The organism is Microlunatus sp. GCM10028923, assembly GCF_042666975.1.
Classification (GTDB): domain Bacteria; phylum Actinomycetota; class Actinomycetes; order Propionibacteriales; family Propionibacteriaceae; genus Microlunatus.
This window is the reverse complement of the sequence record NZ_JBHTFF010000009.1, coordinates 257,702-282,636: the sequence shown is the minus strand read 5'-3', so window position 1 is coordinate 282,636 and position 24,935 is coordinate 257,702. Positions and strand designations below refer to the sequence as shown.

26 protein-coding genes are annotated in these 24,935 nt (G+C 69.7%); 11 read left to right on the top strand and 15 right to left on the bottom strand.

Annotated elements, in window-relative coordinates; all coding sequences use genetic code 11:
- Positions 1 to 122 precede the first annotated feature (122 nt).
- Together ACFQU4_RS22945 and ACFQU4_RS22940 are read left to right on the top strand one after the other, a co-directional pair.
- A complete protein-coding gene (locus ACFQU4_RS22945; RefSeq protein ID WP_377496323.1) occupies positions 123 to 770 on the top strand; it encodes a response regulator in 648 nt (215 codons plus the stop codon).
- Between the two features lie 35 nt (positions 771 to 805).
- Complete coding sequence (locus ACFQU4_RS22940) at positions 806 to 1,969, top strand: sensor histidine kinase (protein WP_377496321.1); 1,164 nt, start codon at positions 806 to 808, stop codon at positions 1,967 to 1,969.
- Between the two features lie 10 nt (positions 1,970 to 1,979).
- Here ACFQU4_RS22940 and ACFQU4_RS22935 read toward each other — a convergent pair whose 3' ends face one another.
- The 4 genes from ACFQU4_RS22935 to malQ are packed head-to-tail and all read right to left on the bottom strand — an operon-like array spanning position 1,980 to position 6,455.
- Positions 1,980 to 2,954, bottom strand: a complete 975-nt coding sequence (locus ACFQU4_RS22935; protein ID WP_377496319.1) for a quinone oxidoreductase family protein — start codon at positions 2,952 to 2,954, stop codon at positions 1,980 to 1,982.
- Positions 2,951 to 3,325: a hypothetical protein gene (locus ACFQU4_RS22930; protein ID WP_377496317.1), complete on the bottom strand. Its 375-nt coding sequence runs from the start codon at positions 3,323 to 3,325 to the stop codon at positions 2,951 to 2,953. The genes ACFQU4_RS22935 and ACFQU4_RS22930 overlap by 4 nt, the downstream gene beginning before the upstream one ends.
- Positions 3,326 to 3,350: 25 nt before the next feature.
- Complete coding sequence (locus tag ACFQU4_RS22925; protein WP_377496315.1) at positions 3,351 to 4,301, bottom strand: cation diffusion facilitator family transporter; 951 nt, start codon at positions 4,299 to 4,301, stop codon at positions 3,351 to 3,353.
- 9 nt (positions 4,302 to 4,310) lie between these two features.
- A complete protein-coding gene (gene malQ, locus ACFQU4_RS22920; protein WP_377496313.1) occupies positions 4,311 to 6,455 on the bottom strand; it encodes a 4-alpha-glucanotransferase in 2,145 nt (714 codons plus the stop codon).
- Positions 6,456 to 6,600: 145 nt separating this feature from the next.
- Between malQ and ACFQU4_RS22915 the strand changes: the two genes are divergently transcribed.
- From ACFQU4_RS22915 to ACFQU4_RS22905, 3 genes are all read left to right on the top strand, one after another.
- A complete protein-coding gene (locus tag ACFQU4_RS22915; protein ID WP_377496311.1) occupies positions 6,601 to 7,152 on the top strand; it encodes a hypothetical protein in 552 nt (183 codons plus the stop codon).
- Between the two features lie 287 nt (positions 7,153 to 7,439).
- Positions 7,440 to 10,217, top strand: coding sequence for a ribonucleoside-diphosphate reductase subunit alpha (locus ACFQU4_RS22910; protein ID WP_377496309.1), 2,778 nt, complete (start codon positions 7,440 to 7,442; stop codon positions 10,215 to 10,217).
- A 49-nt stretch (positions 10,218 to 10,266) separates the two neighbouring features.
- Entirely contained in the window at positions 10,267 to 11,250 is a 984-nt protein-coding gene (locus ACFQU4_RS22905; protein WP_179756442.1) for a ribonucleotide-diphosphate reductase subunit beta, read from the top strand.
- A gap of 38 nt (positions 11,251 to 11,288) precedes the next feature.
- On the opposite strand, the gene ACFQU4_RS22900 is transcribed toward ACFQU4_RS22905, so the two are convergent.
- The 3 genes from ACFQU4_RS22900 to ACFQU4_RS22890 form a co-directional block, all read right to left on the bottom strand.
- Entirely contained in the window at positions 11,289 to 12,488 is a 1,200-nt protein-coding gene (locus ACFQU4_RS22900; protein ID WP_377496307.1) for an MFS transporter, read from the bottom strand.
- A gap of 25 nt (positions 12,489 to 12,513) precedes the next feature.
- Positions 12,514 to 13,368, bottom strand: coding sequence for a TrmH family RNA methyltransferase (locus ACFQU4_RS22895; protein ID WP_377496305.1), 855 nt, complete (start codon positions 13,366 to 13,368; stop codon positions 12,514 to 12,516).
- Positions 13,369 to 13,572: 204 nt separating this feature from the next.
- On the bottom strand, positions 13,573 to 14,352 hold the full coding sequence (locus ACFQU4_RS22890; protein ID WP_377496303.1) for an IclR family transcriptional regulator: 780 nt from the start codon (positions 14,350 to 14,352) through the stop codon (positions 13,573 to 13,575).
- Between the two features lie 48 nt (positions 14,353 to 14,400).
- On the opposite strand from ACFQU4_RS22890, the gene ACFQU4_RS22885 reads away from it, so the two are divergent.
- Together ACFQU4_RS22885 and ACFQU4_RS22880 are read left to right on the top strand one after the other, a co-directional pair.
- A complete protein-coding gene (locus ACFQU4_RS22885) occupies positions 14,401 to 15,756 on the top strand; it encodes a sulfatase (RefSeq protein ID WP_377496301.1) in 1,356 nt (451 codons plus the stop codon).
- A 58-nt stretch (positions 15,757 to 15,814) separates the two neighbouring features.
- Positions 15,815 to 17,938 carry an ABC transporter substrate-binding protein gene (locus ACFQU4_RS22880; RefSeq protein WP_377496299.1) on the top strand — a complete coding sequence of 708 codons (2,124 nt, stop codon included), beginning with the start codon at positions 15,815 to 15,817 and terminating at the stop codon, positions 17,936 to 17,938.
- Here ACFQU4_RS22880 and ACFQU4_RS22875 read toward each other — a convergent pair.
- Entirely contained in the window at positions 17,935 to 18,462 is a 528-nt protein-coding gene (locus ACFQU4_RS22875; RefSeq protein ID WP_377496298.1) for a YbhB/YbcL family Raf kinase inhibitor-like protein, read from the bottom strand. The genes ACFQU4_RS22880 and ACFQU4_RS22875 overlap by 4 nt on opposite strands.
- A 10-nt stretch (positions 18,463 to 18,472) precedes the next feature.
- Entirely contained in the window at positions 18,473 to 19,051 is a 579-nt protein-coding gene (locus ACFQU4_RS22870) for a TetR/AcrR family transcriptional regulator (protein WP_377496296.1), read from the bottom strand.
- A gap of 82 nt (positions 19,052 to 19,133) precedes the next feature.
- Between ACFQU4_RS22870 and ACFQU4_RS22865 the strand changes: the two genes are divergently transcribed.
- Both ACFQU4_RS22865 and ACFQU4_RS22860 read left to right on the top strand, forming a co-directional pair.
- Entirely contained in the window at positions 19,134 to 19,874 is a 741-nt protein-coding gene (locus ACFQU4_RS22865) for a nuclear transport factor 2 family protein (protein ID WP_377496294.1), read from the top strand.
- A gap of 90 nt (positions 19,875 to 19,964) precedes the next feature.
- Complete coding sequence (locus ACFQU4_RS22860) at positions 19,965 to 20,849, top strand: phosphotransferase (protein ID WP_377496292.1); 885 nt, start codon at positions 19,965 to 19,967, stop codon at positions 20,847 to 20,849.
- Positions 20,850 to 20,856: 7 nt separating this feature from the next.
- Here the strand turns inward: ACFQU4_RS22860 and ACFQU4_RS22855 are convergent, their stop codons facing one another.
- Entirely contained in the window at positions 20,857 to 21,255 is a 399-nt protein-coding gene (locus tag ACFQU4_RS22855) for a VOC family protein (RefSeq protein ID WP_377496289.1), read from the bottom strand.
- Positions 21,256 to 21,406: 151 nt separating this feature from the next.
- Between ACFQU4_RS22855 and ACFQU4_RS22850 the strand changes: the two genes are divergently transcribed.
- Both ACFQU4_RS22850 and ACFQU4_RS22845 read left to right on the top strand, forming a co-directional pair.
- Positions 21,407 to 21,613 carry a hypothetical protein gene (locus tag ACFQU4_RS22850; protein WP_377496286.1) on the top strand — a complete coding sequence of 69 codons (207 nt, stop codon included), beginning with the start codon at positions 21,407 to 21,409 and terminating at the stop codon, positions 21,611 to 21,613.
- A gap of 51 nt (positions 21,614 to 21,664) precedes the next feature.
- Positions 21,665 to 22,003, top strand: a complete 339-nt coding sequence (locus ACFQU4_RS22845; protein WP_377496284.1) for a YciI family protein — start codon at positions 21,665 to 21,667, stop codon at positions 22,001 to 22,003.
- A 3-nt stretch (positions 22,004 to 22,006) separates the two neighbouring features.
- Here ACFQU4_RS22845 and ACFQU4_RS22840 read toward each other — a convergent pair whose 3' ends face one another.
- The 5 genes from ACFQU4_RS22840 to ACFQU4_RS22820 form a co-directional block, all read right to left on the bottom strand.
- Positions 22,007 to 22,429, bottom strand: coding sequence for an arsenate reductase ArsC (locus ACFQU4_RS22840; RefSeq protein WP_377496282.1), 423 nt, complete (start codon positions 22,427 to 22,429; stop codon positions 22,007 to 22,009).
- Between the two features lie 11 nt (positions 22,430 to 22,440).
- The gene (locus ACFQU4_RS22835; protein WP_377496280.1) at positions 22,441 to 23,064 is read right to left on the bottom strand and encodes an arsenate reductase ArsC; all 624 of its coding nucleotides are present in this window, start codon (positions 23,062 to 23,064) and stop codon (positions 22,441 to 22,443) included.
- Entirely contained in the window at positions 23,061 to 24,167 is a 1,107-nt protein-coding gene (gene arsB, locus ACFQU4_RS22830; protein WP_377496278.1) for an ACR3 family arsenite efflux transporter, read from the bottom strand. Before arsB ends, ACFQU4_RS22835 begins: the two co-directional genes overlap by 4 nt.
- Positions 24,167 to 24,448: an ArsR/SmtB family transcription factor gene (locus ACFQU4_RS22825; RefSeq protein ID WP_377496276.1), complete on the bottom strand. Its 282-nt coding sequence runs from the start codon at positions 24,446 to 24,448 to the stop codon at positions 24,167 to 24,169. The genes arsB and ACFQU4_RS22825 overlap by 1 nt, the downstream gene beginning before the upstream one ends.
- An 81-nt stretch (positions 24,449 to 24,529) precedes the next feature.
- The gene (locus ACFQU4_RS22820) at positions 24,530 to 24,886 is read right to left on the bottom strand and encodes an ArsR/SmtB family transcription factor (RefSeq protein WP_377496274.1); all 357 of its coding nucleotides are present in this window, start codon (positions 24,884 to 24,886) and stop codon (positions 24,530 to 24,532) included.
- Positions 24,887 to 24,935: the final 49 nt, after the last annotated feature.

Here is a 24,935-nt window from a genome sequence, read left to right as displayed (position 1 = left end):
ACCGGCGGCGCGAATCCCCACCCCCCTCGCCCGCCGGTGCGGGTCCATTCGCCGTTCTCGGCTCCGGCCGGCGACATGGCGGTACGATCACTCGTCAGCTCCACGTGAGCGAGGAGATGCCGATGATCCGCGTGGCGATCGTCGACGACGAGAGACTGCTGCGGTCCGGACTCCAGCTGATGATCGACGCCGCAGCTGATCTTGAAGTCGTCGCTTCGTGTTCCGGGGTCGATGCGCTGCGCCAGATTGCGGAGACCCGGCCGCACCTGGTCCTGCTGGACATCCGGATGCCCGAGATCGACGGCCTGACCATCCTGCGCGAACTGCGCGGCTGGGAGGATCCGCCGGTGGTCGCGATGCTGACCACCTTCCAGACCGACGAGCTGATCGCCGAAGCCCTCCGATCCGGCGCCCGAGGCTATCTGCTGAAGGATGTCGATCCGCCCGATCTGACCGCCGCGGTCCGCTCCCTCGTGTCGGGCCAGTCGACCTTGGCGCCGGCGGTGGCGAGGACCGTGATCGACGGCTATCTGCGCCGCGCGGACGAGACCGAGGCGGTCCGGATGGTCGACCGGTTGTCACCCCGGGAGCGCGAGATCCTGCGACTGATCGCCGAGGGGCTGTCGAATGCCGAGATCGGCAACCGGCTGTATCTGAGCTCCTCGACGGTGAAGGACCACGTCAGTGCGGTCCTGAACAAACTCGACGTCAACAATCGGGTGCAGGCTGCGGTGCTCGCTCATCGGGCTCGCCTGGTCGAGGACTCATGACGCGGCCATCGCCCGCCCCGTCACGGACCCGGCCGGTGGAGGAGCATCGCGCCACCGACCGCTGGGCGGCGGTCCTGAACCGGCCGGCGGCCTCGATCCTGTTGCTGATCATCCCGACCGTGGCCGCCGGCGGCATGCTGCTGGTCGGCTCGCCCTTGTCGGTGCCCGAGCTGCTGCTCGCCGCCGTCGCGGCCTTGGCCCTGCTGCTGCGACGCCATTGGCCGCTCGCGGTGCTGGCCGTCGCGACGCTCGCCTTCGTGGTGCTCCTCAGCCTGCTGCCGACCGCGGTAGCCGCCTATGCCGTCGCGGCCTCGGACCGGGTCCGCCCCGGATGGCTCCGCTGGACTCCGGCCGCGCTGTTGGTGATCATCCCCGCCGGCTTCGCCTGGCACAGCTCCCGGCCCGGTGCCGAGACAGTCGATCCGGCACTGCTGGTGGCCAATGTGGCGATCGTGGTGCTGCTCTGCGCCGTCGTGCCGATCGCGGTCGGACTGTTGGTCCGGACCCGGCGCGATCAGGCCGCCGCGATCGCCGAACTGCGTCGCAGCCGGGACCGGGAGGCGCGGCTGGTCGCGGACGTGGCCCGGGCCGAGGAGCGCGCCGCGCTGGCCCGGGAGATGCACGACGTCGTCTCGGACAAGATCAGCTTGATCTCCGTGCGCTCCTGGACCATGATCGCCCAGGCCCCGTCCGAGGCGATCAGGACCGAGGCGGAAACCATCCGCTCCCTGAGCAAGATCACCCTCGAGGAGCTTCGCCAGGTCATGCGGGTGCTCCGCGAACCCGGGGAGCCCGGATCGGAGGGTCTCGCCGCGCTGCCCGAGCTGGTCGCCGGGAGCGGTCTCGACGTGACGCTGCGGCTCTCCCCCGAGCTGCGGGAGGAATCGTGGAGCGCCGCCGCCCGGCGGACCGCCTACCGGACCGTGCAGGAAGCGTTGACGAACATCCGCAAGCATGCCCCGGGGGCGCGGGCGCAGGTCGAGGTGGCGGAGCGGAACGGGCAGCTGACGATCAAGATCAGCAATGAGCCCGCCGCGGCCGGCCCGAGGCCTGCTGATCTTCCGTCCGGCGGCCACGGGCTGCTGGGGCTACGCGAGCGGGCCGCACTGATCGGGGCCAAGTTCAGGGCCGAGGCGACCGAGACCGGAGGGTTTGTGGTGGAGGTCCGGATCCCCGCCACCGCGGGGATCCAGGGCTGACCGGTCCAGCTCAGGGGACCAAGATCAACTTGCCGGTCGTCTTCCGGGCAGTCAGGTCGGCCTGGGCCCGTGCCGCCTCGGCCAGCGGATAGCTGCCGCCGATCCGGACCGAGAGCCGGCCGTCGCCGATCCAGGCGAACAGCTCGGTGGACCGCTCCAGCAGCTCGCTCCGGGTGACCGTGTAGTCGCCCAGTTTCGGCCGGGTCAGGAAGACCGAGCCGGCGTCGTTGAGCCGTTGCGGGTCGACCGGTGGCACCGGGCCGCTGGAGGCGCCGAACAGCACCAGGTGGCCGCGCCGGCGGACCGCGGACAGCGAGGCGTCGAAGGTGTCCCGGCCGACGCTGTCGTACACGACCGGAAGGCCTTCGCCGCCGGTGAGTTCGCGGGCCCGGTCGGCGAAGCCGGTGTAGCCGACGATCACCTCGTCCGCGCCGGCCTCCCGGGACAGCTCCGCCTTCTCCTCGGTGGACACCGTGGTGATCACCCGGGCGCCCTTGATCTTGGCGATCTGGGTCAGCAGCAGGCCGACACCGCCGGCGCCGGCGTGCACCAGCACGGTGTCGCCGTTCTTGATTGGATAGGTCGAGGTGGCCAGGTAGTGCGCGGTCAGACCCTGCAGCGGTACGGCGGCCGCCTGCTCGTCCGACAGTCCTCGGGGTACGGAGAGCAGCTTGTCCGCCGGGCCGACCAGCCGGCTGGCGTACGAGCCCGGGATGCCGGCCCAGGCCACCCGGTCGCCGACCGCGAACGTGGTCACCTCCGGGCCGACCGCGCTGATCACGCCGGCGCCCTCGCCGCCCGGCACGAACGGGTACTGGACCGCGTAGATCCCTTCCCGCTGGTAGGTCTCGATGAAGTTGACCCCGACCCCGGTCACGTCGATCGCCACCTGGCCGGGACCCGGTTCGGGCTCCGGAACCTCGACGTACTCGATCACCTCGGGGCCGCCGGCCTGCCGGTACCGGATCGCGTGCGCCATGATCATTCGCCCCCGGTCCGGGCCTTGCGGGCGGCGATGAACGACCTGATCCCGAAGATCAGATAGAGCACCGTGACGACGAGCAGGATGATGCTCTCGATGATCGCCCCGGGCCGCTCGGCGGTGCCGTTGAACAGCTGGCCGATCTTGACCACGTTCATCAGCGAGCCGAGCGCGCCGATCAGCGCGAACACGAGGGCGAGGTGGATCGCGTGCCGGCGGAACTTCTCCCGCATCGCCAGCACGCCGCAGACCCCGATCAGGATCCCGACGAACGCCGGGATCAGCGCGGTCACGCTGGACGCGCCGGTCGCGATGAAGGTGATCACGCCGGTCAAGATCAGGACGACGGCGACGGCCTGGGTCAGTCTGGTCACCGGGTCAGCATAGTGACGGGCTTTCCTAGGCGGGACCGAGGGACGGTTCGTCGGCGGTGGCCAGGGTGAGGACGGCCTCCTCGATCACGTCGTGGTCCTCCAGCTGCCGCTCCACCCGGCGCAGCCGTACCGCGAGGTCGTGCTCGGCCTGGTCGCCGGTCATGTCGACCGCGGCCACCAGATAGATCCGGGACGGGCCGACGTACTCGAGGTGCAGGTACGTCACCCGGTCCACCTCCGGATGGTCCAGCAGCCGCAGCAACACCCGTTCCCGCAGTTGCGGCTGCACCTGCTCGCCGACCAGGAACCGGCGGTTCCGATCGATCAGGAACACCGCGACCACGGCCAGCAGCACGCCGACCAGGATCGAGCCGACGGCGTCCGGGATCGGCGATCCGGTGAGCTGGTGCAGGGCGACGCTCACGGCGGCGATGATCAGCCCGAGCAGGGCCGCGGCGTCCTCGGCGAAGACGGCCCGCAGGGTCGGGTTCGACGTCCGGCCGATGAACTTCAGCGGCGACAGGCCCTGCGCGCGGCCGAACTTGCGGGCCTGCCGGAACGCCTGGGTGAACGAGACGCCCTCGAGTACGAACGCGATCGCCAAGATCAGATAGGCGACGGCGAAGTTGCCGGCCGGCTCCGGCTCGATCAGCTCGGTGATGCCGTGCGTGATCGACACCACCGCCCCCGCGGTGAACAGGCCGAAGGCGGCGAACATCGACCAGACGTACGCCTCCCGGCCGAACCCCATCGGGTGGGCCCGGTCCCGACGCCGGGCCGAGCGGCGGTCGGCGATCAGCAGGAAGATCTCGTTGCCGGCGTCGGCCCAGGAGTGCGCCGCCTCGGCCAGGATCGCGGCCGAACCGGTGATCACCGCGGCGACCGACTTGGCGATCGCGATCAACAGGTTCGCCACGAACGCGATGATCACCGTGAGCAGGCTCTCCCCGCCCTCCGCCTTCGACTCCGCAGTCACGGTTGCAGCCTAGTGCTCCGCCGCCGGAACGGTACCTTTCGCCATCACGTCGGCCAGCGCGGCCGCGCGCGGGCTCATGATCAACTCCTCCAGCGTCATCGGCCGGCCGTCCGGATGGCTGAGCGGCATCCGCCAGTTCGGATGTTGATCAATGGTGCCGGGCTGGTTCTGCACCCGGCGGTCACCGACGAGGTCCGGCAGCGCGGCCACCCGGAGCACGGCCGGCGTGCTGCCGAGGAACCGGTGCAGCGCCTCGATCACCGGCTGCTCGCCCTGATCCTCGCCGGCCAGCAGGCCGCGGCCGCGCAACTCGGCCAGCCAGCCCTCCCGTTCGGTACGGGAGGTGGCGAGTTCCTCGACCAGCGGCCGTTCCAGCAGGCCCAGCCGCTCCCGCAGCCGGACATGATCATCACGCAGGTAGGCCGCGGTCGGCGGCAGGTCGTGGGTGGTCACCGACGCCAGGCAGGCGGTCCGCCACTGCTCCGCCGGCAGCGGGGTGTCGGCCTGGTAGTCGCGCTCGAACCACAGGATCGAGGTGCCCAGGATGCCCCGCTCGCGCAGGAAGTCCCGGGCCGACGGCTCGACCGTGCCCAGGTCCTCGCCGATGATCACGGCACCGGCCCGCTCCGCCTCCAGGGCGAGAATGCCGACCATCGCCTCGTGGTCGTACCGGACGTAGGTGCCCTCCTTGGGCCCAGCGTCGCGCGGGATCCACCAGAGCCGGAACAGGCCGATCACATGATCGACGCGGAGCCCGCCGGCGTGCCGGAGGAGTGCGGCGACCATCTCCCGGAACGGCCGGTAGCCGGTCTCGGCCAGCCGGTCCGGCCGCCACGGCGGCTGATTCCAGTCCTGACCGAGCTGGTTGTACGCATCCGGCGGCGCCCCGACGCTGAACCCGGTGGCATAGCTGTCCGGCAGCCGCCACGCGTCCGCACCGCCCGGGTGCACGCCCACGGCGAGGTCGTGCAGCACCCCGAGCCGCATCCCGAACCGGCGCGCGTCGTCCTGGGTCCGGGCCAGCTGCTCGTCGCACTGCCACTGCAGCCAGCGGACGAAGTCGAGCTCGGCCGGGTGCTGCTCGGCGAACCGCCGCACCTCGGCCGACCGCGGGTCCCGGTACGGCTCCGGCCAGGTCCGGCTGTCCGGGCCGTGCAGCTCGGCCAGCACCGACCATACGGCGAAGTCGGTCAGCGAGGCTCCCTCCCGCTCCACGTACCCGGCGAAGGCGAGCTCCCGCCCGGGAGTCCGGCCGGTCGCGAAGATGATCTTGAGGGCGGCGAGCTTCGCGGTCCAAGCGGCGTTCCGGTCGATCCGGTAGCCGACGCCCGGCGTCTGCTGCAGCCGTTCCCGGAGCCGCCGGATCCGCTTCCGGTCCTTCCGGCGCAGCGTCGCGTACTCGGGAATCGCCTCGGGCCGCAGGTAGAGAGGGTTGATGAACCGCCGGCTGGCCGGAAGGTACGGCGACGGCTCCAGCGGCGGCACCGGTTCGGCGGCGTGCACCGGGTTGATCACCACGAAGTCGCCGTCGTGCTGGACCGCGGCCCAGGCCGCGAGGTCGGTCAGGTCGGTCAGGTCACCGCTGCCCCAGGAGCCCTCGGAGCGGACGCTGTACAGCTGCGCGGCGAGGCCCCAGCCCGGTCGCGCCGCCAGTCCGCCCGGCCAGTCCAGCCGGTCCGGCGTGACGATCAGCGGGGCCTCGGCGCGATCGGCGCCGACCTCGGCCCGGAGTGTGTGGTAGCCGGTAGGCAGCTCTTCCGGCAGCAGGTACGTCGAGCGGACGATCATGGTGCCGTCCACCTCGCGCTCCTCGGCCGGCCCGTCCGCTGCGAGCAGGACGTCCGGCCTTCCGTCCTCGTACCCGAGCGCGAGTTGGACCTCGGACCCGGCCGGCGCGTGCACCGGGACCGTCGCGGACCGGCCGCGGTGCACCGTCACGCACGGCGGCAGCGCTGATCGCCACGGCGCCAGTTCATGATCGGCCAGCGCGGCCCGGACCGACTCCTGCGACGACGCGTCCACGTCGAGGCCGGCCAGCACGCCGACGATCGTGGCCGGGTCGACCCGGGTCAGGTTGCCCCGCCAGTCGTAGTACTCGGTGTCGATCCGGTACGCCTGCGCGAGCCGGATCAGGTCGGGGTCAGCGGTCGACACGCGGCCATCCTGGCATGCCCGGGCCCGCCGTCGCGCCCGTACCGCACAGGCTTCCACAGGCCAGACCCAGCCGCCACCGAGCCGGCGGCCAGACACCGCGGCTGTGCTGGGCCTCCCGAACCGGACAACCGAGGGAGACCTATCGATGAAGTCCAAGACCACTGTCGCGGCCGCGGTCGCCGGCGGCGCGCTGGCACTGACCGGGATCGTCGCCGGCGCAACCGTCGCCGCGGCGGATCCGACGCCGACCCTGAGCGCCAGCCCGTCGGCCGATCCCAGGACGGGCCCGAACGACCAGGCGGGCCCGGGCCTCAAGGATCGGCACGTCGGGTTCGTCTCGGCCTCCGCGCTGGCCGAGAAGCTCGGTCTCGACGAGGCCAAGGTCAGCGAGGCGCTGCAGGCTGTGCGGGAGGAGCTACGGCCGGACCGGGAGGCCGACCCGGATTCCCGGCCGTCACCCGAGCAGCGGCAGGCCGAGCTGGCCAAGGCGCTGGCCGAAAAGCTCGGCGTCGAGCAGTCCGCCGTCGAGAAGGCGCTCACCGAACTGCGTGACGAGGCCAAGGCCGACGGGATCGCCGCGCTCAAGGAACGGCTCGCCGAGGCCGTCGAGGCGGGCACGCTGACCCAGGCCGAGGCCGACGCGGTGGTCAAGGCCGCCGAGGCCGGCGTCATCCCGGCCGGACCGGGGCGCCGTTGACCCTCCCCCACTGACCACACCTCCTCCCCCTTGCTGCCGCCCGGTGCCCGCATCCCCTGGACACCGGGCGGCGGCCTGTCCGGGCCCTCCGACGTGAGTTCCACCACTCATCCGGAGGCCTCCGCGGAGGCCCGCACGGCGCGTTTCCGCAGGTTCTCAGGGGTGTGCTGAGCGTGCCGCACGGCGGGCCGGCGAATTCGCGGCGACTGGGTAGTTACAAACCTGTCATTTCCATATATGGTGGTCTTCGCGCCAAACAGCCACTACAGGTAGGGAGGATCCCCAACATGACCGTGACCAGTGAGATCCGAGTCGTCAAGCGTGACGGGGGCCTTCAGCAGTACGACGGGTACGAAATCGCCCGCTCGATCGAGGACGCCGCGCGCGGCCTCGACGATGCCATCAAGCGGGCCACCCAGATCCAGTCCGAGCTCGAGATCACGCTGTTCGACAAGATCACCACGGAGCAGCTGGACGAGGCCGTGATCGGCATCGCGCTGCAGAACGTGAAGGACGATCCGGCGTTCGACACGATCGCCGCCCGGCTGTTGATCAAGACCCTCTACAAGCGGGTGCTCGGCGAGACCAACGACCTGTTCGGCGACTCGGCGCCCGAGACGATCCAGGCGCTGCACCGGCTGCGCTTCGCCAATTACCTGACCGACGCGATCGACCGCGGCCTGCTGGATCCCCGGCTGGGCAGCGAGATGTTCGACCTGGAGCGGCTGGCCGCGGCGCTCGACCCGACCCGGGACGACCTGCTCCGCTACATCGGCGTGCAGACCATGCGGACGCGTTACATGATCAGTGATCATGACCGGAACCCGCTCGAGGTGCCGCAGTACTTCTGGATGCGGGTATCGATGGGCCTCTCGCTCAACGAGGAGGACCCGACCGAGGCCGCGCTCGGCTTCTACGAGGGCATGTCCCGGCTGGAGTACCTGGCCGCCGGTTCGACGCTGGTGAACGCCGGCACCTCGTACGCACAGCTCTCCAACTGCTTCGTCATGCAGATGGAGGACGACATCGAGCACATCGCCAAGTCGGTCCGCGACGTCATGTGGCTGACCAAGGGCACCGGCGGCATCGGCCTCTCGGTTTCCAAGCTGCGCAGCGAAGGCTCGCCGATCCGGTCCAACAACACCACCTCGACCGGCCCGATCCCCTTCATGCACACGATCGACTCGACCCTGCGTGCGGTCTCCCGCGGTGGCAAGAAGTTCGGCGCCCTGTGCTTCTACATGGAGAACTGGCACCTCGACTTCCCGCAGTTCCTTGATCTTCGGCAGAACGCGGGCGACCCGTACCGCCGGACCCGTACCGCCAACACCGCGGTCTGGATCTCCGACGAGTTCATGAAGCGGGTCCGCAACGACGAGGACTGGTACCTGTTCGACCCGCTGGAGGTCGAGGACCTGACCGAGCTGTACGGGGCCGCGTTCTCCAAGCGCTACGCCGAATACATCAAGATGGCCGAGTCCGGCGTGATCAAGCGGTTCAAGAAGATCCGGGCCCGGGAGCAGTTCCAGGCGATCTTGATCTCCCTGCAGACCACGTCGCACCCGTGGCTGACCTGGAAGGACACGATCAACACCCGGGCGCTGAACAACAACACCGGGACGATCCACCTGTCCAACCTGTGCACCGAGGTCTGCCTGCCGCAGGACCGGGACAACGTCGCGGTCTGCAACCTGGCTTCGATCAACCTGTCCAAGCACCTGCGCGGCTCCGGCCCGCAGGCCCGGATCGACTGGGACCGGCTGCGTCAGTCCGCCCGTTCGGCGGTACGGCAGCTGGACAACCTGATCGACATCACCATCTCCTCGGTGCCGGAGTCGGAGCGGTCCAACGCCGACAACCGGGCCATCGGCCTCGGCGTGATGGGCTTCACCGACGTGGTCGAGCGGATGGGCTTCTCGTACGAGAGCGAGCAGAGCTACGCGCTGGCCGACGAGATCATGGAGTACGTCAGCTACCACGCGATCGACGAGAGCGCCGACCTGGCCCGCGAGCGCGGCGCCTACTCGAACTTCTCGGGTTCGCGCTGGTCGAAGGGCATGGTGCCGTTCGACACCATCGACGAGCTGGAGCGGGACCGAGGCGTGAAGGTCGACGTCGACCGGACCACCCGGCTGGACTGGGACGCGCTGCGGACCAAGGTCAAGGGCGGCATCCGTAACGCCACCCTGATGGCGATCGCCCCGACCGCCTCGATCGGCCTGGTCGCCGGCACCACTCCGGGCCTCGACCCGCAGTTCTCGCAGATCTTCAGCCGGGCCACCTCCTCGGGCAAGTTCCTCGAGGTGAACCGCAACCTGGTCAAGGATCTCAAGGAGTACGGCCTGTGGGAGCAGGTCCGCGACGACCTGCTGCGCGCCCAGGGCGACGTGTCCAAGATCGACATCGTGCCGGAGGAACTGAAGAAGATCTACCGGACCTCGTTCCAGCTGTCCCCGTTCGCGTTCATCAACGTGGCCGCCCGGGCGCAGAAGTGGATCGACCAGGCGATCAGCCGCAACATCTACCTGGCCAGCCGGGACGTCGGCGAGATGGTCGACCTGTACAGCGCGGCCTGGGACAAGGGCGTGAAGACCACCTACTACCTGCACATGATGCCGCGGCACACCGCGGAGCAGAGCACGGTGAAGGTGAACAAGGCGGCCGAGCTGCGCGGCGACTCGGCACCGGCCGAGGCGGAGGGCTCGACCAAGAGCGCACCGGCGCGGCGCGGGTTCGGCTTCGGCCGGGCCGGCGGCCGTACCCCGGCCTCCCCCGCCACGGCGTCCGAGGTCCCCGCGGTCGCCCCGGTCGAGGCTGCCGAAGAGGCCGACGCGGTCTCGGTGCAGCGGCCGGAGACGGTCGAGGCGCAGGCGGCGACCGCGCACCGGCCCACCGCGGTCGAACGCGCCGCCACCGCTCAGGCGACCAAGACGGCGGAGCCCGAGGCCCAGGCCGCGGCGCAACCGGCGCGGACCGTGCAACTGTCCGTGACGCCCGCGATCTCGGTGAACGACCTGGATCTGATCGACCCGCAGGACCTGGTTCAGTGCGATTCCTGCCAGTAGGCCCGGACCTGTCACACTCGGTCGCGGCAACACGTTGGAAGGAATGGCGATGACATCGATTCTGGGGACCGGGATCACCGAAGGGCTGCTGCTGAAGCCCGTGACGTATCCGTGGGCGTACGAGCTCTACAACCAGGCCGTGGCCAACACCTGGTTCCCGCACGAGGTCCAGCTCGGCGAGGATCTGAGCGACTTCGGCCGGATGACGGACGACGAGCGGCACGCGCTGACGCACCTGATGAGCTACTTCAATCCGAACGAGCTCCTGGTGAACAAGGCGCTGGCGTTCGGGGTGTACCCGTACGTGAACTCGGCCGAGTGCCACCTGTATCTGGCGAAGCAGATGTGGGAGGAGGCCAACCACTGCATGGCGTTCGAGTACGTCCTGGAGACGTTCCCGATCGACCGCGCGGCGGCGTACGAGTCGCACATCAGCGTGCCGTCGATGGCCGCGAAGGAGCAGTTCGAGGTCAACTTCATCCGTCGGATGACCGAGCAGACCCTGGACATCTCCACCGTCGAGGGCAAGCAGGACTTCGTCCGCAACCTGGTGGCCTACAACGTCATCCTGGAAGGGATCTGGTTCTACTCCGGCTTCATGGTGGCGCTGTCGTTCCGGCAGCGGAACCTGCTCCGCAACTTCGGTTCCCTGATCGACTGGATCGTCCGGGACGAGAGCCTGCACCTGAAGTTCGGGATCAACCTGATCTTGACCGTGCTGGACGAGAACCCCGAGGTGGGCACCGAGGAGTTCGCCGAGGAGATCCGCGGGATGATCTTGAAGGCGGTCGAGATGGAGGAGGCGTACAACCGGGATCTGTTGCCCAACGGCATCCTGGGCATGAACGCCGACTACATCAACCAGTACGTGAAATATCTGGCCGACCGCCGGCTGGAGGAGCTCGGCTTCGAGTCCGAGTACAACGTGACCAACCCGGCCAAGTGGATGGCGACCGCCAACGACACCCTGCAGCTGGTCAACTTCTTCGAGTCGATCAACACGTCGTACGAGGTCAACGCCCGCGCCAAGTGATCATCGCCGACGCTCCCTGATCCTGCCCCGCGGCAGGTTCAGGGAGCGTTGGTGTTTCGTGCGGCCAGGACCAGGATGCTGAGCAGGAACAGCCCGGCCGCGGGGAGCAGGGCGCCGGTCAGGCCGGCCAGGCCGGAGATCGCGGCGAGCGCTGAGGTGCAGGCGATCTCGCCGACGTACTCGGCCTGGGCGAGGAACGAGTGCACGGTCGCCCGGACCTCGCTGGTGGCTCGACGGTTCACCCAGATCGTCGTGACCGTACGGATCAGGGGCAGCGCGGCCCCGGAGGCGATCAGGATCGCCAGCACGGCCCAGGTCAGGTTCGGCGCCAGGGCCAGCAGGGTCAGCCCGGCCGCGGCCGCGGCACAGGCCGTGATCAGCGCGCCGCGGGCGCCGGGCTCGTCGTGGATGCGGCGCTCGACGGCGAGCAGGGCGAGTGCGCCGGTGAGCAGGCCGGCCAGGCCGAGCAGGGTGAACCAGAGGGTGCCGTCCCGAGTGGCCGGGAAGCCCAGCTCGGCCAACCGGACCGGGTAGATCCGGCCGAACGCGTCAGCGGCACCGTTGACCAGCACGGTGATGATCACCAACGCGAACAGGGTACGGTCGCGCAGCGCCAGCCGGGCTCCGCGACCGGCGATGCGCAGGGCGGCCCGCAGGTGGTCCTCCTGGACCGGGGTGAAGTTGCGTTCCGGGAAGGTGACGGCGACGGCCACCCCGAGCGCCAGCATCGCGACCCCGGCCAGGACGATGCCGGTCTGCCGGCCGAGCAGGAGGCCGAGTCCGCCCATCGTGATCATGCCCGCCGCCGCTCCGGCCAGCTGCCAGCGGGCCTGCCGAGTGAGCACCGAGGTGATCATGGCCGGCCGGTCCAGCTCGTCGGTGATCCAGGCGACGTCGGCGCCGCTGGAGAACGTCCACGAGATGCCCCACAGCACCTGGGACAGCAGCAGCGGCCAGAAGCTGCCGAACATCCCGGTGGTGATCATGGCCGTCCCCATCAGCCCGTGCGCGATCACGATCGCCCACTTGCGGCTGATCGAGTCCGCGATCACTCCGGCCGGCAGCTCGAAGATCATCGCGGCGACGCCCTGGGCCGCCGCGATGATCAACAACTCGGCCGGGGTGAGCCCGGCGTCGACCACCATGAACAGGCTGGCCAGCAGCCACCAGCCGTTGTGCAGCACGGCCCGGGCGCCGACCCAGCCGAGGAAGAGCCGGACCAGACGCGCGGAGTTCATGGGTCTCCTGACGGCGGGCCCGGGGTCAGCCCGGGGCCGCGATTCCGGTCCGTTGCCGCGCCGCCTCGAACAGCAGTACGCCGGCCGCGACCGCCGCGTTGAGGCTGTCCGGACCGCCCTCCGGCCGGGCCGACATCGGAATCCGTACCGGGTGGGCGACGTCGGCCCAGCGCGGCGACAGGCCGCGCTGCTCGCTGCCGATGGCGATCGCCGCCGGCCCGGTCAGGTCCGCGTCCCAGGAGGCCTCCGGAGCGTCCGGGATGCCGGCGAAGATCGCGATCCCCCGCTGCCGCAGCCAGCGCAGCGCGGCAGCCGAGTCGGCGATCGCGATCGGCACGGTGAACAGATGGCCGAGCGACGCCCGGACCACCCCGGGCCCGTACGGGTCGGTCGCCGGATCGCAGATGATCACCCCGTCGACCCCGGCCGCGCAGGCGGTCCGCAGCATGGCGCCGAGGTTGCCCGGCTTCTCGATCCCCTCCACCACCAGCAGCAACGGGCCGCGGTGGGCGGGCAGGCCGGTCAACGGAGCCGGGAAGATCCGGCCGACCCCGATCAGCCCGTCGGGCCGGTCCCGGTGGCTGATCCGCCGGAAGGGTTCCTCGGCGAGCTCGACCAGCCGGGTGCCGCCGGCCCTGGCGCGGGCCAGCAGGGCGGCCTCGTTCCGGCCGGACCAGAGCGCCCGGCAGTAGTAGAGGGCGAGCAGGTCGACCCGCGGCTGGGCGCGGCTCAACTCCCGGTAGCCCTCGATCAGGAAGGCGCCGGCGCGAGCCCGATGACGCGGCAGCCGAAGCCGTACCAGCTCGGCCACCTTCTTGTTGGTACGCGACGTGATCACCGGATCCGCGCGCATGCCGGACACAGGTCCGTTCATGATCATCACCCGATGGTGCAGACGTGATCACCGGCCGGCATCCGCCGAGGCGGGCAGCCGGTGCAATGGACAGTTCGTGATCGGCGCGCGAAGTCAGCGGTCGGGAACCCGACCGGCCTCGCACATGACCCTGATCATCGGAACGTCCTCCTCGTCCGTTTCGGACTGTAACCGCTGCGGAGCCCTGCCCGCCAACGAATTTCGGAGTATTCAGCCCCGCTGCCCGAGCAACCGGGAACTCCTCGCGGCCGCCTCCATCAGGATCGGCAGCAGCGCCCGCAGCCGGGCCCGCGGCAGCCGGATCGTCGGTCCGTTGATCGACAGCGCGGCGACGACCTCGCCCGAGGCATCCCGGACCGGCGCCGCGATCCCGCAGACCTCGGGGGTGTTCTCGTCCAGGCTCGTCGCGCAGCCGGCCCGCCGGACCGCCGCGAGTTCGCGGCGCAGCCGGTCGGCGTCGGTGATCGTCCGCCGGGCGGTCTGCTCGAAGCCGAGCCCGGCGATGATCTCCTCCACCCTGGGCTCCGGCAGGTAGGCCAGCAGCACCTTGCCGATCGCGGTCGCGTTGAGGTTGGAGTTGCGGGTCAGGCCGCGCGGCCGCAGGATCACGTCCTCGCCGGCCGCGCTGGCCCCGTCGACGAAGGCGATGTTGAACTGCCGGTCGCCGTCCAGCACGCCGAGCGCCGCCTGTTCCCGGGCCGCATGGGCCAGTGCGCGCAGTTCCGGTTCCAGCACGTCGCGCAGCCGCTGCTGGTCGGCGCCGACCGTGCCGGCCAGGATCGCCGCACCGGAACCGATCCGGTAGCCACGGCTGTCCGGATCACGCTCGATCAGGTCGTGCCGGGCCAACGTGGCGAGGAGCCGGAGCGCGGTCGACGGCAGCAGGTCCGCCTCGGCCGCCAGTTCCGTGAGGCTCCGCCCCGGCTGCCGGTGGATCCGCCACAGCAGCCCCAGCGCCCGGTCGACCGACTGCACCTGTCTTTGCGCCATATGCAATCTCCTTGTTCTATGTGCAAAGCCATTGCTATACCTTCGGGTGTGCAGAAGCAACCGGCGATGAACGTGATCTGGTTCCTGGTGGACCAGATGCGGGGTCAGGCCACCGGCTACGCCGGCGATCCGAACGTCTCGACGCCGAACCTCGATCGGTTCGCCGCGGAGGGCCACACGTTCACCCGAGCGGTCGCGGGAGCGCCGCTGTGCTGCCCGGCCCGCGGCTCCATGATGACCGGCCGTTATCCGCAGTACTCGGGCGTCGCCGGTCACGAGTTCCCGATGCCGGCCGAGACGGCGACCGTCGCCGGCGAGTTCGCGGCGGCCGGCTACCGGACCGGCTACTTCGGCAAGTGGCATCTCGACGGCAACCGCCCGGACCTTGATCAGGAACCGGGCTACCGCGCTTCCCCGCGGCTGCGGATGATCCCGCCGGAACGCCGCGGAGGGTTCCAGGACTGGTGGGCGTACGAGAACAACAACCGGCCGTTCGACTGCCTGCTGCACACCGATGCCGGCCGGACGCCCGACGGGGTGCCGGTGCTGGCCCGGCAGAACGGCCTGGAGCAGTTTCGTGCGCCCGGCTATGAGACCGACGCCCTGACCGACCTGGCGATCGACTGGGTCGGCGAGCGGTCCCGGTCGGACCAGCCGTTCTTCGCGGTGATCTCGGTGCAGCCGCCGCACGACCCGTACGTCGCGCCGGCCGAGGACATGGCCCGGCATTCGCCGGGCGGGGTCCGGCTGCGGCCCAACGTGCCCCAGATCCCTTCGGTACGGGAGCGGGCCCGACGCGAACTCGCCGGCTATTACGCGGCCATCGAGCGGGTCGACCACAACCTGGGCCGGCTCCGCTCCGCCCTGACCGGCCTGGGCATCGCCGACCAGACCATGATCATCTTCCTCAGTGATCACGGCGACCTGCACGGGTCGCACGGCCAGTGGCGCAAGACCTCCCCCTGGGAGGAGGCGATCCGGGTCCCGATGATCATCGGCGGGCCGAGCCGCGAGCACCAGCTGGCGGACCGGCAGGACGCCCTGATCAACCAGGTCGATCTTGCCCCGACCACGCTCGGGCTGTGCGGCCTGCCGACGCCGGACTGGATGCAGGGCCGCGACTTCAGCACCGTGATCAACCGGCGGACCCCGGCGCCGGACAGCGCCTATGTCGGGATCCCGGTCCCCACCGGGCACGGCTCCAGCGTCGACCGGCGGTGGCGTGGGGTGGTCACCGCCGACGGCTGGAAGTACATCTGCCTCGAGGACCAGCCGTGGCTGCTGTTCGACCTCGCCGAGGATCCGTACGAGCTGGCCAATCATGCCCAGGACCCCGGCTATCACGCCCGCCGGGACGAACTCGACACCCTGCTCCGCGACACCGAACGACAGCTGGCGCGCTGAGCCGACGGCCCGTGTCCGGTCCGTCGCCCGCCCCGCTTCCGTACCCGAAAGGATCACCGTGGTCGTCTCCCACGATTCCCGCCGCCGGTTTCTCTACGGCGCCGCGCTGGCCCTGGGCGGCGCGCTGCTCACCAGCTGCGACGGCGGCGACCCGCCCGCCGGCACCGGCCAGGGCTCGACCGGTCCCGACGCGGCCGGCCGGGGTTCGGTGACCGAGCCGATCCCGCCGCCGGACAGCTACCAGCAGTCGCCGACGCTGGAACGCCAGGGCCTGCCGCCGGTGGCCGAACGGCTGCCGGAGCATCCGTACGTGATCCCGCACCGGTGGGTCCAGCCGGGCGGCTACGGCGGCAAGCTGTCCATGAACGTGCTGTCCGCGGTGGGAGCGGCGGGCGCCGACTCGGACCGTCAGTTCTTCTACGGTCACTCGCCCCTGCGCTACCTGAACGACGGACTGGACGTCGGCCCCGGGCTGGTCGAGTCCTGGGAGTCCAACGACGACGCCACGGAGTGGACGTTCCACTTCCGCAAGGGCCTCCACTGGTCCGACGGGGAGCCGTGGACCACCGCGGACATCCTGTTCTGGTGGGAGGAGTTCGTGCTCGAGCAGAAGATGGCGGTCACGCCGCCGGACGAGGCCCGATCCGGCAACGGGACGCTGGCCAGGTTCGAGGCCGTCGACGACAGCACGCTGAAGATGATCTTCGATGCGCCGGCACCGCTGACCGCGGACCGGATGGCGATGTGGGCGAACGGCAACATCGGCCGGAACGGTCCGATCTGGATGATGCCGAGCCACTACCTGAAGCAGTTCCATCCCAAGTACGGCAAGAATGTGCCGGCCAACTGGGACACCGTCGGCGGCCTGATGGAGCAGAAGGCCGACTGGCACCGCAACCCGGAGTGCCCGACGATGACCGGCTTCCGGTGCCGGTCGTTCGACAACACCAAGGGCGTCGTGCTGGAGCGCAACCCGTACTACTGGTGCGTGATGCCCAACGGTGATCAACTTCCGTACCTCGACGAGATCCAGATCAATCTGGTCACGGACGCGGAGGCCGGCAAGCTCCAGGTGCAGCAGGGCAGCGTCGACTTCTGCCACGGCCCGTTCAACCAGATCGCGTTGACCGACGTCCAAGGAATTCGGGACAGCCTCGACCGCGCCGAGACCGAGTTGATCTTGTGGGACAGTGGCTCCGGAACCGGTTCGATCTTCTTCCTCAACTACGACTACGTCGATGATGATCTTCGGCCGTTGATCAGGAACCCGAAGTTCCGGCAGGCGATCTCACACGCGTTCAACCGCGAGGCGGTACGGCAGTCCGTCTACTTCAACACCGGCGAGGCCACCACCGGCACGATGAGCCCGAAGGCCCTCGAGTTCAACCTCGACGAGGCCGGCCGGAAGGCCTACGCGGACTGGCGCGACGCCTACGTCAAGTACGACCCGGCGAAGGCCGCCGCGCTGCTGGACGAGATCGGGATCAAGGACAGCGACGGCGACGGCCTGCGCGAGCTGCCCGGCGGCAAGAAGCTGACCCTGCGCCTGGACTACCAGGCCAACCAGGCCGAGGAGCACAGCAGCAAGGACCGGCAGCTGATCGCCGACCTGAAGGCCGTCGGGATCGAGATGAGGCTGAACCCGATCCCGCCGCAGTCCTACGACGACCAGTGGAAGACCGGCACCCTGATGGCGCGCAGCAACTGGGAGGTCGGCGGCGCTCCGAACCTGCATTCCCAGCCGCAGTGGCTGGTGCCGATCGAGTACACCCGCTGGGCGCCGCTCGAGGGCCAGTGGTACCAGCAGCTGGGCACCAAGACGGCCGGCACCGAGCTCGACCTGGATCCGTGGCAGCGGCACCCGCCGCGAATGGAGCCGGAGCCCGACGGGCCGGTCAAGAAGCTCTGGGACCTGTACAACCGGAGCCGGTCCGCCGCCGACCGACTGGCCCGCCATCAGGCCATCTGGGACATGATCAAGATCCACGTCACCGACGGGCCGTTCTTCATCGGCTGCGTGGCGAACTACCCGACCGTCGTGGTGGCCAAGCGGGCGCTGCGCAACGTGCCGCGTCGGGACAACCTGGCCCTGGGCGGCTTCGTGAACCCGTGGGTGCACCCGACGCCCGCGGTCTACGACCCGGAGTGCTGGTTCTGGGAGGACCCGGACCGCCGCAGCTAGCGGGCTTCCCAGGTGCCCATGATCACGGCCCGGCCGACGCTCTGCGAGAACAGGTTGAAGCCGAGGTAGGCGCAGCTCGCCTCGGCCGGGATGCCGAGCGACTCGACGCCGACCGCGTGCACGCCGACGTAGTACCGGTGCGGACCGTGCCCGGCCGGCGGGGCCGCGCCGACGTAGCCGGCGAACCCGGCGTCGTTGCGCAGCTGGAACGCCCCGGCCGGCAGGTTCGCGCCGCCCTCGGCTCCGGCGTCGGCCGGCAGCGAGGTCGTACCCACCGGAATGTCGGCGACGGCCCAGTGCCAGAACCCGCTGGTGGTGGGGGCGTCCGGGTCGAAGACGGTGATCACGAACGACTTCGTCTCCGCCGGGAAGCCCGACCACGACAACTGCGGCGACCGGTCCGCTCCCCCGGCGCCCATCCGGCCACTCACCTGCGGTTGCCCGAGCACAGCCCCGTCGGCAAGATCATCGCTGGTCAGCTGGAATGCGGGCACCGATCCGATCACGTCATAGGGAGTCGTCATGACGCCCACCCTAGCGTCGGCGACGCCCGCCGCCGATGATCGATTCGGCGAGTTGGCGGGCCCCCGGCGCCGGGTTGGTCGCCGGGTGATTGGCACCGACGGCGAGTGCGCCGTTGATCAACAGCACCAGCTGCTCGGTCGCGGCCGCCGGTTGCGGATGACCGAGTTCACGCAGCTCGTGCTCGATCAGCTCGTGCACGCGCCGGTGGTAGTCCCGGGTGACCGCGTGCCCCGGATGGTCGGGATCGGCCAGGGCCAGTTCGGCGGCCAGGTAGCGGCAGCCACGGAAGTCGGGCTGCTCGATCACCTCACCGAGCCAGTCGAAGATCGCCAGCAGCCGGCGGCGCGGGTCCGTGCCGGCCGCCTCCAGGGCCTCCCGGTAGGCCGCCTCGTCCTCGGCCGACGTCACCCGCAGCACCTCGGTGATCAGCCCGTCCTTGCCGCCGAAGTGCTCGTACAGGGAACGCCGGGCCACCTTCGCCTGCTTCAGCACGGCGTCGATCCCGACCGCCATGCCCTGCGCGTACGTGAGGTCCTTGGCCGCTGCCAGCAGGCGCTCCCGCGGGCCGGGCGTCGTCCGTGTGGTCATGGCACCACCCTACTTGACCGATAGACCGATTGGTCTATACCTTGAAGTAGATCGATTGGTCTACCAAGCAAGGGAGCCCGCCATGTCCAGTCGTACGACGGCCGAGGTGATCGACCTCTTCAACCGGGCCTTCACCGACCACGACTCCACCCAGCTCGCCGAGCTGGTCGCCGAGGACTGCGTGATGGAAGCCATCCAGCCGGCCCCGGACGGCGCCCGCACCGTGGGTCGCGACGCCTGCCTGGAGTTCTGGCGCGCGCTCGCCGAGGATCGCGGCAGCCGGTTCGAGCCGGAGCAGGTGACCCTCGGCGGCGAGCACGCGACGATCCGCTGGCGCCTCCGGTTCGGCGACGGCCTCGCGGACTCCGTGCGCGGGGTGACCCTGCTCCGGGTGATCGACGGCAGGATCGTCGAGGCCCTCGGGTACAGCAAGACCGGCGGTGTCCCGCTCGCCGCCGAGACCGATCCGGCCGGCCGCGGCACCCGGGAGGTCCTGGACCGCTACAACGACGCCTTCCGGCTCCACGATCCAGGGCTGCTCGCGGACCTGATCGCCGACGACTGCGTCATCGAAGACTCCGGCCCGGCGCCGGAGGGAGCACGGCGGGTGGGCCGGGCGGCCTGCCTGGCCCGATGGTCCGAACTCGCCGCGGACCGTACCCTGCGATTCACGCCGGAGACCGCCGAACTCGCCGGCGAGCTGGCCGTCCAGCCGTGGCTGCTGCAGTGGGGCGACGGCAGCGCGGACCGGATCCGCGGGGTGAACCTGATCCGGATCCGCGCGGGCAAGATCATCGAGGCCCGAGGGTACGTGAAGTCATGATCCTGTCGCCGAAGTCCCCCGCTGTGGGGCGAAACGCCCGAATTCGCGACGTCACCCTCAGAGCGAGGGACATTCGCGACACTGGCCGGCATGGATGCCGATGCCGAACTGATCCGGGCGGTCAATCGCGGAACGGGCGCCGGGCTGATCATCCGGGGCCGCGCGGAGCACGGCAAGCTCGGCGGCGCGATCTATGTCGACTGGCCGGACGACCGGCCCGCGGTGGTGACGGTGTTCGACGGCGGGTTACCTGCGGCCCGCCGGGTCGCTGACGTCCTGAATCACTTGCAGGACCGCGGCTACCCGGTGCCCCGGCACGAGCTCGTGGTCGAGGTCGGTGATCAGGTCGTGTTCGTCCAGCAGCGACTGCCCAAGACGGCCTCGACGGAGCTCAGCCTGCGCCGGATCGAGGGAATCGCGGAGATCAACGAGCGGTTCGCGGGGGCCCTGGCCGATCGCCCGGAGGTGCCGCCGGTGTCGCAGTGGTTCCGGCCGCCGGGTACGGATCCGTACCTGATCTTGGAGCTGATTCCGGAGCATGATCAGCGGGCTCGCGAGGTCGCGCGGGAGATCCTTCGGATCACGACCGACCCGGCCGGCGAAGAACGGCTCGCCGGTGATGATCTTGTCCACGTCGACCTCAGCGCAGCGAACGTCCTCTTCGATGATCAGGAACGCCCGACGGCGGTGGTCGACTGGAACCTCGGCGTCTACCGCGGCGATCGGCGCCTGGCCCTGGTCCAGACCCGGTTCGACCGCGAATGGTTCGTCCGGCGTACCGATCCCGACCCGGTCGAGCTCGCGGCGGCGCAGCTGCTGGACGAGATCCTGGCGGATCGAGTCCCGGCCGAAACGCTCCGGGTCTTCTGGGCGTACTGGCTGCTGCACCAGCTGCCCAGGGCCTTTCGGCGGGGCGCCGCCGCGCCGGTGATCGACTGGCAATTGGCGCTGGCCGAGTCGCGCCTGACCCACTGACCGAGGATCAGCGGAAGTCGGCCTCCGTCATGCCCGGCGGATGGCCTGGTTCCCATTGCACCAGTTCGATCCGGTAGCCGTCCGGATCGGTCAGCCAGGAGATGCGGGGCCCAGGCTCGGACACGGGCTCGGCCTCGACGCCGCGGCCGGCGAGTGCGCTGATCACGGCATCAAGATCATCGACCTGGACGACGAGGTGATTGACCGCCGTCGGGTCGGTGACCGGCCGCGCCGGATCGTGGACGAGTTCCAGGCTGACGTACGGATCGTCGGGTAACCGCAGCATCGTCAGGCTGCCGAACCCGGTCTCCGGCACCCGGCCAACCTCCAGGTAGCCGAGGGCCGTGTAGAAGGCGAGGGAACGGTCCAGGTCGGTCACCCGGAGCCCCAGGTGCAGCATGCGCATGGCCACCTCCAGTCGGCGAACGGTTCGGGTCCATGCCTACACCGTCGAACCATCGACACGATAGTTAACCAACTACTTGACTAACAGAGTCTCGCGATGTCATGGTTAAGCACATGCCTAACCATTGGAGAACCCGCGAAGGAGAACGATCATGGTCAGCCAGACCAGCCCCGACGTTCCGCATCAGCTCTACGCCGAACTGATCCGAAGCCGGGCCCAGGAGCGGATGGCCCACCGACTGCTCCGGAAACAGCGGGCGGACCGGCGAGCGGCACGACGCGCTGCCGTACCGCGGCCGAAGACCGTCGCCCCGGTCCCGGAGCAGGTGGAGCTGTACTGCTCACCCCGGCAGGCCTGACCGCACGACCTCAGCCGAGCTTCACCCCCTCAACCACACCCAGGAGTTCCGATGCAGTTCCTCACCATCGCCTACGGCGACCCCGCCGCCTACGACCGGACGGCGCCCGAGATCCGCAATGCCGCTCATGATCATGACGCCTGGATGGCGGCCAACGGCAAGATCGTGGCCGGCGGCATGGCCGGCGCCCCGGTCCAGGTCCGCAACCACAACGCCGCCGGCATCGAAACCAGCGCCGGGCCCTACCTCCGGACCGAACTCCCCGTCGCCGGGTACGCGATCCTGGAGGCCGCGTCCTTGGAGGAGGCGATCGAACTCGCCGCCAAGTCACCCTGCGCGATCACCGAGGGCGTCATCGAGGTCTGGCCGGTCGTGCACGCACCGGCCTGACGATCACCCGTCGATCGCCACCGGCAGACCCAGCTCCCGGAGCAGGTGCTGGACGCGGCCCTTGATGTCGTCGCGGATGGGCCGGACGTGATCAAGGTCCTGCCCGGCAGGATCGTCGAGCTCCCACTCCTCGTACCGCTTGCCGGGGTAGAACGGGCAGGTGTCGCCGCAGCCCATGGTGATCACGACGTCGGAGGCCTGGACAGCGTCGGTGGTGAGGATCTTGGGATGCTGGTCCGTGATGTCGATGCCCTCCTCCGCCATGGCCTGGACGGCGACCGGGTTGATCCGGTCGGCGGGTTCGGAGCCCGCGGAGCGGACCTCGACGGCACCCGCGCTGAGCTGGGCCAGGTAGCCGGCCGCCATCTGGGAGCGGCCGGCGTTGTGGACACAGACGAACAGGACGGAAGGCTTGTCTGCGGTCATCGGGTTCCTTGTCAGAGATTGAGTTCGCGGAGCAGGTTGGTGACGCGATGGGTCAGGTCGTCGCGGATGTCACGGACCACCTCGAGGGGTTGGCCGTCGGGGTCGGCGACGTTCCAGTCGAGGTAGCGCTTGCCGGGGTAGACGGGGCAGGCGTCACCGCAACCCATGGTGATGATCACGTCGGCGGCGCGGACCACCTGGTCGGTGAGGGGTTTGGGGTAGGCCTCGGCCAGCCGGATGCCGCGTTCCCGGAGTGCCTCGACAGCGAGCGGGTTCACCTCGCCGGTGGGGGCGGAGCCCGCGGAGCGTACGTGCACGCGACCGCCGAACAGATGGTCGGCGAGGGCTGCGGCCATCTGGGACCGGCCCGCGTTGTGCACGCAGACGAACAGCAGTTCGGGCACGGTCTTCGACTGGGTCCCGGAGGCCTGTGCCGCAGCGGTGAGTTGCTCCCGGGCGAACCGCGCCGTGAGAACGGGCAGAAAGGTGTGGATCTTCGCGTTGGGCTCCAAGGCCTGACGAGCGTCGGTGACGGCTTGGCGAATGGTGTCGGCGGAGAAGATGCCGTCGTAGTCGTAGCTGAGTTCGTCGACGATCCGGTCGTAACTGCCGGCGTCGTGGTCGAGGTCGGTCATGGACGCACCTCCGTGGATGTCCCCGAACCGGGTGCCGGGGTGGCGTGGGGAAATCGTCGGCCCAGGGCGAGGCTGACGTAGACGAGGCCGACGAGGACCGGGACCTCGATCAGGGGTCCGACCACACCGGCCAGGGCCTGGCCTGAGGTAGCCCCGAAGGTGGCGATCGCTACGGCGATGGCGAGTTCGAAGTTGTTCCCGGCGGCGGTGAACGCGAGCGTCGTGGTGCGCTCGTACGTCATGCCGGTGAGCCGGCCGATCAGGTAGCCGCCGCCCCACATCAGCGCGAAGTAGATCAGCAGCGGCAGCGCGATCCTGGCCACGTCGAGGGGCCGGCCGGCGATCTGGTCACCCTGCAGGGCGAACAAGATCACGATCGTGAACAGCAGCCCGTAGAGGGCGAACGGGCCGATCCTGGGCAGGAACCGGCTCTCGTACCACTCCCGTCCCTTGGTCCGTTCGCCGAGCAGCCGAGTGAGGAACCCGGCGACGAGTGGGATGCCGAGGAAGATCAGGACCGACTGGGCGATCTTGAACGGACTGACGTCGAGCTCGGCCTGGGCCAGGCCGAGCCAGCCCGGCAGGACGGCGAGGTAGAACCAGCCGAGCCCGGCGAACGCGATCACCTGGAAGATCGAGTTCAGCGCAACCAGGACCGCGGCCGCTTCGCGATCACCGCAGGCCAGGTCGTTCCAGATGATCACCATCGCGATGCAGCGGGCCAGCCCGACGATGATCAGCCCAGTCCGGTAGGCGGGCAGGTCGGGCAGGAACGTCCAGGCCAGGACGAACATCAGGGCCGGCCCGATCAACCAGTTCAAGATCAGCGACGTGACCAGCAGCCGCCGGTCCCCCGTCACGGTGCCGATCCGGTCGTACCGGACCTTGGCCAGCACCGGATACATCATGATCAACAGTCCGACCGCGATCGGCAGCGAGACGCCGTCGAGCTCGACGGCGCTCAGCCAGTCGCCGAGCCCCGGGATCAGCCGCCCGGCGACCAGGCCGACGACCATGGCGGCCAGGATCCAGGCCGGCAGCCATCGGTCGAGCACCGAAAGGCCACGCAGAACCTTGGGTGCCGCAGCGGTCGTCGTGGACATCAGCAGGCCCGCCGCTCGCCGGCGTTACTCCGGGCCCGCCCGGCCAGGGCGGTCAGTTCGGCCGCGGCGGCGTCGAGGCTCTCGGGGACCAGCCGGTAGTAGGTGAACCGGCCGTACGGCTCGGACTCGACCAGGCCGGCCTCGCGGAGCACCTTCAGGTGATGCGACACGGTCGGCTGCTTCGCCCCGGTGTCGTCGACCAGGTGACAGGTGCACGCCGGCCCGTCGGCCAGCAACTCCACGATCTGCTGGCGCAGCGGATCGGCCAACAACCTGATCACATCAACCTCACCTGATATCAACACAGCTTGATGAGATCGCGCGGAGCGGGCTCCTGTCAAGTCACACCCGCAAGGGCCGGATCAACAGCAGATACTGAGATAGCGCTGGAGATCTCCCAGTGCGGCCTGGGTTCCTTCGCGATCGGCCCGGTAGAGCACGACCTTGCCGTCCCGGCGGGAGGTGACCACCCGACCGCGGCGCATGATCGCGAGCTGGTTGGACGCGGTCGACTGGCCGATCCCAGCGCGCTCGGCCACCTCATTGACCGACAACTCGGCACCGCGGGCGAACAGCAGCATGATCTGCTGGCGCGTCGAGCTCGCCAACGCCCGCAGGAACTCATGCGTCTCAGGTGCCAGATCAAGATCATCAAGGCTGCCCGGGATCGCACCGGTCGCAGCAATCGCACCCGTCGCAGCATCGAGTCCGGCAGTCATTCGGCACCCCTTTCCGGTTCGATGCGAGATTACCTCATACCTTCATATT

Coding starts and splice junctions, on each gene's coding strand:
- ACFQU4_RS22895 (WP_377496305.1), bottom strand. CDS start 13,368: ATGATCATGAACGGACCTGTGTCCGGCATGCGCGCGGATCCGGTGATC.
- ACFQU4_RS22855 (WP_377496289.1), bottom strand. CDS start 21,255: ATGCGCATGCTGCACCTGGGGCTCCGGGTGACCGACCTGGACCGTTCC.
- arsB (WP_377496278.1), bottom strand. CDS start 24,167: ATGTCCACGACGACCGCTGCGGCACCCAAGGTTCTGCGTGGCCTTTCG.
- ACFQU4_RS22865 (WP_377496294.1), top strand. CDS start 19,134: ATGTCCAGTCGTACGACGGCCGAGGTGATCGACCTCTTCAACCGGGCC.
- ACFQU4_RS22890 (WP_377496303.1), bottom strand. CDS start 14,352: ATGGCGCAAAGACAGGTGCAGTCGGTCGACCGGGCGCTGGGGCTGCTG.
- ACFQU4_RS22840 (WP_377496282.1), bottom strand. CDS start 22,429: ATGACCGCAGACAAGCCTTCCGTCCTGTTCGTCTGTGTCCACAACGCC.
- ACFQU4_RS22860 (WP_377496292.1), top strand. CDS start 19,965: ATGGATGCCGATGCCGAACTGATCCGGGCGGTCAATCGCGGAACGGGC.
- ACFQU4_RS22845 (WP_377496284.1), top strand. CDS start 21,665: ATGCAGTTCCTCACCATCGCCTACGGCGACCCCGCCGCCTACGACCGG.
- ACFQU4_RS22905 (WP_179756442.1), top strand. CDS start 10,267: ATGACATCGATTCTGGGGACCGGGATCACCGAAGGGCTGCTGCTGAAG.
- ACFQU4_RS22935 (WP_377496319.1), bottom strand. CDS start 2,954: ATGATCATGGCGCACGCGATCCGGTACCGGCAGGCCGGCGGCCCCGAG.
- ACFQU4_RS22820 (WP_377496274.1), bottom strand. CDS start 24,886: ATGACTGCCGGACTCGATGCTGCGACGGGTGCGATTGCTGCGACCGGT.
- ACFQU4_RS22875 (WP_377496298.1), bottom strand. CDS start 18,462: ATGACGACTCCCTATGACGTGATCGGATCGGTGCCCGCATTCCAGCTG.
- ACFQU4_RS22835 (WP_377496280.1), bottom strand. CDS start 23,064: ATGACCGACCTCGACCACGACGCCGGCAGTTACGACCGGATCGTCGAC.
- ACFQU4_RS22870 (WP_377496296.1), bottom strand. CDS start 19,051: ATGACCACACGGACGACGCCCGGCCCGCGGGAGCGCCTGCTGGCAGCG.
- ACFQU4_RS22850 (WP_377496286.1), top strand. CDS start 21,407: ATGGTCAGCCAGACCAGCCCCGACGTTCCGCATCAGCTCTACGCCGAA.
- ACFQU4_RS22900 (WP_377496307.1), bottom strand. CDS start 12,488: ATGAACTCCGCGCGTCTGGTCCGGCTCTTCCTCGGCTGGGTCGGCGCC.
- ACFQU4_RS22945 (WP_377496323.1), top strand. CDS start 123: ATGATCCGCGTGGCGATCGTCGACGACGAGAGACTGCTGCGGTCCGGA.
- ACFQU4_RS22910 (WP_377496309.1), top strand. CDS start 7,440: ATGACCGTGACCAGTGAGATCCGAGTCGTCAAGCGTGACGGGGGCCTT.
- ACFQU4_RS22915 (WP_377496311.1), top strand. CDS start 6,601: ATGAAGTCCAAGACCACTGTCGCGGCCGCGGTCGCCGGCGGCGCGCTG.